The organism is Bacteroidota bacterium (genome assembly GCA_039714315.1).
Lineage (GTDB): Bacteria > Bacteroidota > Bacteroidia > Flavobacteriales > JADGDT01 > JADGDT01.
The window spans coordinates 1-8,921 of sequence record JBDLJM010000129.1; the positions used below are offsets into that span (position 1 = coordinate 1).

Consider the following 8,921-nt stretch of genomic DNA (forward strand, 5'->3'; position numbering starts at 1 on the left):
GAAGTAAAAGCCATTGCAAACATTTGTTCATTAGCTTTTGTGGCTGCAGGGTATCACTTCCACCAGGGGCGTTAAAAACATTCGCAGAAATTTTATCCGTTTAGCAACAAACGATAAATTCAAAAAAAATAAATTTAGAGAGATTGTTTTTAGATATTTTGAAACACTAAAACATAATATTTTCGGTAATATAATCAAGTATTACCTTTTGTGCCCCGGAATTATCTTCAATATATTTGCTCGCAGTTTTTCCGACATTAGAAATTTTGCCATTTTCAAAATCAGTCATAGTTGCAGCAAACTCACTGTAATTATCAATAGTAATCATACCACCAATATTACTTAACTCAACTGCTTCTCTAAACTGATGAAAAATTGGTCCCGTAACTACCGGAACAGAAAAAACCGCAGGCTCAAGTACATTGTGGACTCCTTCTTTTCCAAATCCGCCACCCACATAGGCAATATCTGCATAACTGTAAACCTTTGTCAGTATACCTACCGTATCTAAGATAAATACATCAAAATCTTCAAGGTTATTATCGGACATCTCAGAGTATAAAACGGCTTTCTTAGATATCTTATTCAACAATTTTTCATTGTATGAACCCGAAATATTATGAGGTGCAATTATTACTTTTGTATTACTTTTAGCGGTGTTAATGTACTCCACAAGGATTTTATCATCATCGGGCCAGGTAGAACCCGCCACCAACAAACTATTATCAGCTTTAAATTTTTCTACAAAATCAAGTGAGTTGTCATTTTTAAGTATATCCATTACCCTGTCGAATCTTGTATCCCCCGATTTCTCCACTTTATCAACTCCGATAGAATTTAACAAGCTCAAAGAATTATCATCCTGAACAAAAATTTTAGAAAACTTCAATAATGACTTACGCATCCAGCCTCCATAACTTTTAAAGAATACCTGGTCTTCTCTGAAAATAGCAGAAACCACGATTGTATTTACTCCGGCTGTATTAAGTGCATTTATAATATTTGGCCAAAATTCATACTTAATAAAGATGGCCATCTCAGGATTTACGAGTTCAACAAATTTATCCGAATTGTATTTCGTGTCCAGAGGCAGGTAATAAACCCAATCAACTATTTCGCAATCTTTCCTCACTTCATAACCCGAAGGAGAATAAAATGTTAAAAGAATTTTCTTCCCCGGGAAAGCCCTTCTAAGCTCTTCAATTATTGGTCTCCCCTGCTCAAATTCGCCCAGCGAAGCAGCATGAAACCAAATTGGTTTGTCACCGGGGCTTACTTCTCTGCTAATTTTATCAAACAAGCCTTTACGTCCTTTAATCCATAAATCAGCTTTTTCGTTGAATAAAGAAACAATTCTTATTACAATTCCATATAAACTGATTGCTAAATTATATAAGATATTCATACAGTAATTTGAATTTTCACAAATATACTACTTACTACATATATAGCTACGGCTAATAATTAAAATTCAAAAATTTGTATACATATTTGAGAATATATATACAATACAACAACTCTTTTTACTAACAATTGTGTCTCAGGAAATTAACGCAAAATATAATATTGAATTTCGTTTTTTCAATTGTCAACATCTTAGTACTTTAGTAACCTTTTTAACAATGGACTATTTACTAAAAAATATTAGGTCTTTAATATTTGAGAAATGAAACGAGCATTAGTTAATTACCATCTTAAAAACAACTATAAGTGCGAGTTCCATATCACTATAATATAAAATTTATCAGATATGAATAAAATTCAAATGGTTGACTTAGGAAGTCAATACAAAAAAATACAAGAAGAGATTGATTCTGCAGTACTAAATGTTATACGTTCTACGGCTTATATAAACGGCCCTGAAGTAAAAAAGTTCCAGGAATCTTTACAGGATTATCTTGATGTAAAACACGTTATCCCCTGTGCGAACGGCACAGATGCTCTTCAGGTTTCGCTTATGGCTTTAGAGCTTCAGCCCGGTGACGAAGTGATATCGGTTGATTTTACTTTTGCTGCAACAGTTGAAGTTATTGGATTACTTAAACTTACTCCTGTATTGGTTGATGTTGACGAAAAAACATTCAACATCGATATTGATGCTTTAAAAGCTGCTATTACTCCAAAAACAAAAGCTATTATTCCTGTTCACCTGTTTGGTCAGGTTGCTAATATGGAGGAAGTAATGAAAGTTGCAAAAGAGCACAACCTTGCTGTTGTTGAAGATACTGCTCAGGCAATTGGAGCAGATTACACTTTCGCTGATGGCACAGTAAAAAAGGCAGGAACTATTGGTGATTTGGGAACAACATCATTCTTCCCTTCCAAAAACCTTGGCGGATATGGTGATGGTGGAGCTGTGTTTACAAATAATGACGAACTTGCTCACAAATTACGTGGAATTGTAAATCACGGAATGTACCGCAGATATTATCACGATGAAGTGGGTGTAAACTCAAGACTTGACAGTATTCAGGCTGCCATCTTAAATATTAAATTACCACATTTAGATGCATATAATGCTGCAAGGGCTAAAGCGGCAAACTATTACAGTGAAGCATTTAAAAACTGTGAAAAAATAGAAACTCCATTTATTGCTGACAACAGCACTCATGCTTTTCATCAATACACATTAAAAGTAAAAGGAACAGACAGAAATGCATTACAGGAATTCCTGATGAGTAAGGAGATCCCTGCAATGATATATTACCCGGTACCATTACACGCCCAGGAAGCATATAAGGATGAAAGATATAATGAGGCAGATTTTAAGGTAACTAACCAATTGATCGATCAGGTAATCTCTCTTCCAATGCATACAGAACTGGATGAAGAACAGCTTGAATTTATCACTTCTTCAGTACTTGAGTTTGTAAAACGATAAACTTTACCCGATATGAACATTAGTGTAGTAGGAACCGGATATGTTGGTTTAGTAACAGGAACATGCCTCGCGGAAACAGGAAATGACGTAATTTGTGTTGATATCGACAAGAAAAAGGTCGATATGATGCGAAACGGTGAAGTTCCTATCTATGAACCAGGACTTGAGATGATGTTTGAAAGGAATATAAAAGCCGGAAGGCTACATTTCACAACATCGCTTGATGAAGCCGTAAAACATGCATCTATTATTTTCTTAGCCCTGCCAACACCTCCCGGTGCAGATGGAGCTGCCGATCTGAAGTATATTCTTAAAGTGGCTGATGATATCGGAAAAATTATTGATGAATATAAAGTAATTGTAGACAAAAGCACTGTGCCTGTTGGTACTTCAGATAAAGTTTTTGCACAAATAAAACAACATACGGAGGTCCCTTTTGATGTAGTTTCTAATCCCGAATTTTTGAGAGAAGGATTTGCAGTTGATGATTTTATGAAGCCTGAGCGAATTGTAATCGGTGCCGAGTCGGAAAAAGCTATTGCACTGATGGAAGCCCTGTACAAACCGTATGTAAGGTCAGGAAATCCAATTATTTCGATGGATTTAAAATCAGCCGAACTTACTAAGTATGCAGCAAATTCTTTTCTGGCTACTAAAATCACTTTCATGAACGAAATCGCTAATTTCTGTGAAATTGTAGGAGCTGATGTTGACATGGTCCGTAGAGGAATCGGTTCGGATAGCAGGATTGGAAAACGATTCTTATTCCCCGGTATCGGATACGGAGGATCTTGTTTCCCTAAGGATGTACAGGCACTATACAACTCAGGAAAAGAAATGGGATATCCATTCCAAATTCTTGATTCTGTAATGAAAGTTAACCACAGACAAAAAACTTCAATTGTACCTAAAATTGTCAACCATTTTGGAGGTAATTTAAAAGGTGTGAAGTTGGCTATTTGGGGACTGGCATTCAAACCCGACACTGACGATATCAGAGAAGCTCCGGCACTCTATATAATTGCAGAATTGCTAAAAGCGGGAGCAGAAATTAATGCTTACGATCCGGAAGCAATGGAGAATGTAAAAGCATTGTTAGGCGATAAAGTAAATTTCTTCAATGATTCTTATGAAGCACTTGATGAAGTTGATGCTCTGGTTATTGCAACAGAATGGGCACAGTTTAGAAATCCTAATTTCGAGATAATGTCCGAAAAAATGAAAAATAAAACTATTTTCGATGGTCGTAACTTATACGATCTAAGCGAGATGGAAGAACACGGATATTATTACGAATCTGTGGGACGTAGAATAATAAAATAATAAAGTCTTTAGCTTCCGGCTATTTGCAAGCATTGCAGATAGCTGAGCTAATAGCTAAAGACCAACAGCAAAAAGCAAATATAATGAAGCGAGTATTAATTACCGGAGCAGCCGGATTCTTAGGTTCACATCTTTGTGATAAATTTATAGATGAAGGGTTTCATGTAATTGCTATGGACAATCTCATTACCGGAGATTTAAAAAACATTGAACACCTGTTTCATCTGGAGCAATTTGAGTTCCATTATCACGACGTCACAAAATTTGTTCATGTTTCGGGAGACCTCGACTATATTTTACATTTTGCTTCTCCTGCATCGCCTATAGATTATTTAAAAATCCCTATCCAGACTCTAAAAGTTGGTTCTCTGGGAATCTACCATCTGTTGGGACTTGCGAAGGAAAAAAATGCCCGGCTACTGATAGCTTCTACTTCTGAGGTTTATGGAGATCCGCTCGTACATCCCCAAACTGAAGATTATTTCGGAAATGTAGATCCAATTGGACCACGTGGAGTTTATGATGAAGCTAAAAGGTTTCAGGAAGCTATAACAATGGCATATCATACATATCACGGTTTAGATACCCGAATAGTAAGAATTTTTAACACATACGGACCTCGTATGCGCCTAAACGACGGGAGAGTAATTCCGGCATTTATAGGTCAGGCACTGAGAGGTGAAGATCTTACAGTTTTTGGTGATGGTTCGCAAACAAGATCATTCTGCTATGTTGATGATCAAATTGACGGAATTTATAAACTTTTAATGAGCAACTATACTAAACCTGTCAACATCGGAAATCCTAATGAAATTACCATTAGTGATTTTGCAGAAGAAATAATTAAATTGACAGGAACAGAACAAAAAGTTGTATACAAAGCTCTGCCCGTAAACGATCCGTTACAGAGGCAACCTGATATTACCCGAGCTAAAGAAATTCTTGGATGGGAACCGAAAGTTCAGCGTGAGGAAGGTTTAAAAATTACTTATGAATATTTTAAATCATTACCACGTGAAACTCTTTTCCGCCAGGAACATAATACTTTCGACAAATACATAAAAAAATAATCATGGAGTATAAAAAGAAAATAGTAATAACGGGAGGAGCAGGTTTTATCGGTTCTCACGTTGTTAGGTTATTCGTAAATAAATACCCTGATTATCAGATAATAAATCTGGATGCTCTGACCTATGCAGGCAACCTTGAGAACTTATCTGATGTTGAAAATGCTCCAAATTACAGCTTTGAGAAAATAGATATTGTAGATGCTGAGGCAGTTTTGAAACTTTTTATAAAGTATAATTTTGATTCGGTGATTCACCTGGCTGCCGAGAGTCATGTAGACAGATCTATTGCTGATCCTAATGCCTTCGTTATGACAAATGTGGTTGGTACTGCCAACCTGTTAAATGCAGCGCGTGAAATTTGGAAAGACTCATTTGAGGGAAAAAGATTTTATCATATCTCTACCGATGAAGTTTACGGATCACTAGGGGAAACAGGTTTGTTTTTAGAAACTACAGCTTACGACCCGCAATCGCCCTACTCCGCTTCAAAAGCCAGTTCAGATCATTTGGTAAGATCTTATGGAAACACCTACGATTTTCCTTTTGTATTGACAAACTGTTCAAATAATTATGGACAAAATCAATTTCCGGAAAAGTTGCTTCCGCTAATGATACATAATATTAAAAACTCTAAAGCACTTCCGGTTTATGGCGACGGCAACTATACACGCGATTGGCTATATGTAGTTGATCATGCCCGTGCAATAGATCTGGTTTTCCACGAAGGTAAAAATGCCGAAACCTATAACATAGGTGGTTTTAATGAGTGGAAAAACATTGATATCGTAAATCTGCTATGCGAAATTATGGATCGCAAACTTGGGAATGAAAAAGGAACAGCCGCCAAACTTATTACCTTTGTTAAAGATCGCCCGGGTCACGACAGACGCTATGCTATTGATGCGAACAAAATAAAAAAGGAACTCGGCTGGAAACCATCCGTTAACTTCGAACAGGGTTTAGAAATTACCGTAGACTGGTATCTCAAAAATCAGGAATGGCTAGATCATGTTACTTCAGGCGATTATCAGAAGTATTATGATAAAATGTACTCGGAGAGGTAAGAGAGTTCTACGCTGTCATTAGTCGGAGTGCAACTAATTCTTCGACTCCGCTCAGTAACCGTCGCACTCCAACTATTCATACCTTTCACTGGACTAGCTTTTGGGTGTATCTATAAAAGGTATCGCCTGAAAACTTTTATACTTTATCATATTGAGAGGTAATTTATTCTTATATAACTCATCTCTACTCATGGCAACCTTTTTTTTACCGCCAAGTTTCGCAAAGTTATGCGCTAAGTTTCGCGAAGTATTTTTGCGTTACGTTGCGCATACCTTAGTGTTACGTTGCGGTTATTTTTTTGCCATCAGCTCACTGTGTCTCGGCTCAGCCGATGATTGGAGTTTTTCATCTAAAAACTTAGGCCTCAATATGGCAATAAAATTATCGTTTACACACTACGGATTAGCCTTAAAGTGACTCAAACACAACCTGATCTCTCCATAAGGAACTGTCTCTTCCAGCTTATCAAAAATTGGCTTTAACCTTTGCTCTCTCCCTAATTCTATATAAGCCCTTTTTACACTTTTATATACATCCAGATCCACAAAATCAAAAATATCTATGTCCTCATTGCTTTCAATTCCTTTGGCAATATGCGACATCACTGTAGTTTCCTGAACTTTTCTCTTTTTTGCTATTTCAGGAACAGAAGCTCCGTTTTTGTATAACTCTAATGTTGCTTTATAGGCATTTCCCAGTCCTTTCTTCTTATTGAAATAATTATTTACTACTTCTATAAAATAGGAGGCATACTTTTCCAGTTTATAATCTCCTACTCCCGAAATATTTGCAAATTCATTTTCATTAAGAGGTTTACTGTCTTCGATATCTTTTAAAGTAGCATCACTGAAAATAACGTAAGGCGGAACATTATATCGCGATGCTAGTTCAGTTCTTACTTTCTTCAACTCGTCAAACAAAGAACTTTTCAATGGTTTTTCCTTCCTCACACGTTTTGAAAGTGGTTCAATTTTCTCACGAACTTTTTTCTTAACCTGAACAAGATTTATCTTCTTTCCTTTAAACAGAACTTTGTTCGACAGTTCTGTCAGTTTCAATTTATTATGATCGTCATAGGCAATATCAAAAAGTCCCTGATGTAACATCTGCAAAATATACTGCTGCCAATCCTTAAACGATGTATCCTGCCCCACTCCAAAAGTTTTTAACTCTTTAAAATCAAATGTCTGTTGATTTAATGTTCCCCTAAGGAAAGATATCAGTGCTGTTGTTGATAAATTTTCTTTTGACCGGTATATAGAACTAAGAGCTTTCTGAACATGAACTGTACCATCGAATTGCTTAGGTGGATTTTTACATACATCACAGTTTCCACAATCTTCTTCAAGAGTTTCGTTGAAATAGCTAAGAAGAATTTTACGTCTGCAAACCGGCGATTCGGAATAATCCTGCATGCGTTGCAATTTCTCCAATTGCAATTCTTTCTGCCCGCTGTCTTCAGCAAATTGTTTTAGCTGAATAACATCTCTTAAAGAATAAAAAAGAAGTGTATCACTTGGCAATCCATCACGGCCGGCTCTACCAATCTCCTGATAAAACCCCTCCATATTCTTGGGCATATTATGGTGAATTATCCATCGTACATTCGACTTATCTATTCCCATACCAAATGCAATGGTTGCACAAATTATAGGTGTTTTATCCTTTATAAATCTACTTTGAACTGCTGCCCTTTTATCTGCTTTTAACCCTGCATGATAATATTCCGCGTTGTATCCACTTGCCTGTAGTTTTTGAGCGGTTTGTTCGCATTCTTTCCTGCTCAAACAATAAATTATCCCCGAAGTATCAGGTCTCTTTTCAACAAAATCAAGAATCTTTTTTATCTTATCTGTTCCCTGCTCTACACTCAAGCTAAGATTAGGTCTGTCGAAAGAAGATACATGAACATGTGCATGCTCTATTTTTAACTGTTTTAAAATATCGTTTCTGGTAATTTTATCTGCAGTGGCAGTAAGAGCCATCACCGGGATATTAGGATATTTCTGCTTTAAAAAACCAAGCTGTGTATACTCCGGTCTGAAATCGTGTCCCCATTGCGATATACAGTGAGCTTCATCAATAGCTATTAAATTGATATTGGCACTTTGCAATATCCCCGTAAATTCCGGCGACATCAACTTTTCGGGTGATACATAAAGTAGTTTAGCCTTGTTTGAAAGGACATTATCTACAACCTCTCTCTGTTCCACACTTGTTTGAGTACTATTGAAAAAGAAGGCGTTTATTCCATTCGACCGCAAAGCCATCACCTGATCCTGCATTAGTGATATCAGTGGAGAAATTACAAGGGTAAGTCCGTCACGGGATAAGGCAGGTATTTGATAGCACAATGATTTACCGCCACCGGTTGGCATCAAAACAACAGAATCCTCATTACTCAATGCCTGATTAATAATTTCCTCCTGCATAGGGCGGAAATCATCGAATCCGAATGTGTTTTTAAGTATTTCTTTTGGTAAATGTGTATTGGATTTCATTGCCTCTTCATTTTTCAGGGTGCAAAGGTAGTTTTTTTAGCCGCGAATGCGCGAATTTTTCAACTTGCTAACGCAAGTTAT

Annotated in this window: 6 protein-coding genes; 4 read left to right on the top strand and 2 right to left on the bottom strand. The window is 36.6% G+C overall.

The window, feature by feature from the left end:
* Window positions 1-166: 166 nt before the first annotated feature.
* Complete coding sequence (locus tag ABFR62_11360; protein MEN8139016.1) at window positions 167-1,405, bottom strand: glycosyltransferase N-terminal domain-containing protein; 1,239 nt, start codon at window positions 1,403-1,405, stop codon at window positions 167-169.
* 345 nt (window positions 1,406-1,750) lie between these two features.
* Between ABFR62_11360 and ABFR62_11365 the strand changes: the two genes are divergently transcribed.
* The 4 genes from ABFR62_11365 to rfbB all read left to right on the top strand — a co-directional run bounded on the left by ABFR62_11365 (window position 1,751) and on the right by rfbB (window position 6,338).
* Window positions 1,751-2,881: a DegT/DnrJ/EryC1/StrS family aminotransferase gene (locus ABFR62_11365; GenBank protein MEN8139017.1), complete on the top strand. Its 1,131-nt coding sequence runs from the start codon at window positions 1,751-1,753 to the stop codon at window positions 2,879-2,881.
* A gap of 12 nt (window positions 2,882-2,893) precedes the next feature.
* Window positions 2,894-4,204, top strand: coding sequence for a UDP-glucose/GDP-mannose dehydrogenase family protein (locus ABFR62_11370; GenBank protein MEN8139018.1), 1,311 nt, complete (start codon window positions 2,894-2,896; stop codon window positions 4,202-4,204).
* Window positions 4,205-4,287: 83 nt separating this feature from the next.
* Complete coding sequence (locus ABFR62_11375) at window positions 4,288-5,274, top strand: UDP-glucuronic acid decarboxylase family protein (protein MEN8139019.1); 987 nt, start codon at window positions 4,288-4,290, stop codon at window positions 5,272-5,274.
* 2 nt (window positions 5,275-5,276) lie between these two features.
* Window positions 5,277-6,338, top strand: a complete 1,062-nt coding sequence (rfbB, locus tag ABFR62_11380; protein ID MEN8139020.1) for a dTDP-glucose 4,6-dehydratase — start codon at window positions 5,277-5,279, stop codon at window positions 6,336-6,338.
* Window positions 6,339-6,734: 396 nt separating this feature from the next.
* Here the strand turns inward: rfbB and recQ are convergent, their stop codons facing one another.
* On the bottom strand, window positions 6,735-8,840 hold the full coding sequence (recQ, locus tag ABFR62_11385) for a DNA helicase RecQ (protein ID MEN8139021.1): 2,106 nt from the start codon (window positions 8,838-8,840) through the stop codon (window positions 6,735-6,737).
* Window positions 8,841-8,921: the final 81 nt, after the last annotated feature.

What these genes read in the sequence shown, in the direction of transcription:
- ABFR62_11370 (MEN8139018.1), top strand. Translation starts at nt 2,894, where the DNA reads ATGAACATTAGTGTAGTAGGAACCGGATATGTTGGTTTAGTAACAGGA.
- ABFR62_11365 (MEN8139017.1), top strand. Translation starts at nt 1,751, where the DNA reads ATGAATAAAATTCAAATGGTTGACTTAGGAAGTCAATACAAAAAAATA.
- rfbB (MEN8139020.1), top strand. Translation starts at nt 5,277, where the DNA reads ATGGAGTATAAAAAGAAAATAGTAATAACGGGAGGAGCAGGTTTTATC.
- ABFR62_11360 (MEN8139016.1), bottom strand. Translation starts at nt 1,405, where the DNA reads ATGAATATCTTATATAATTTAGCAATCAGTTTATATGGAATTGTAATA.
- ABFR62_11375 (MEN8139019.1), top strand. Translation starts at nt 4,288, where the DNA reads ATGAAGCGAGTATTAATTACCGGAGCAGCCGGATTCTTAGGTTCACAT.
- recQ (MEN8139021.1), bottom strand. Translation starts at nt 8,840, where the DNA reads ATGAAATCCAATACACATTTACCAAAAGAAATACTTAAAAACACATTC.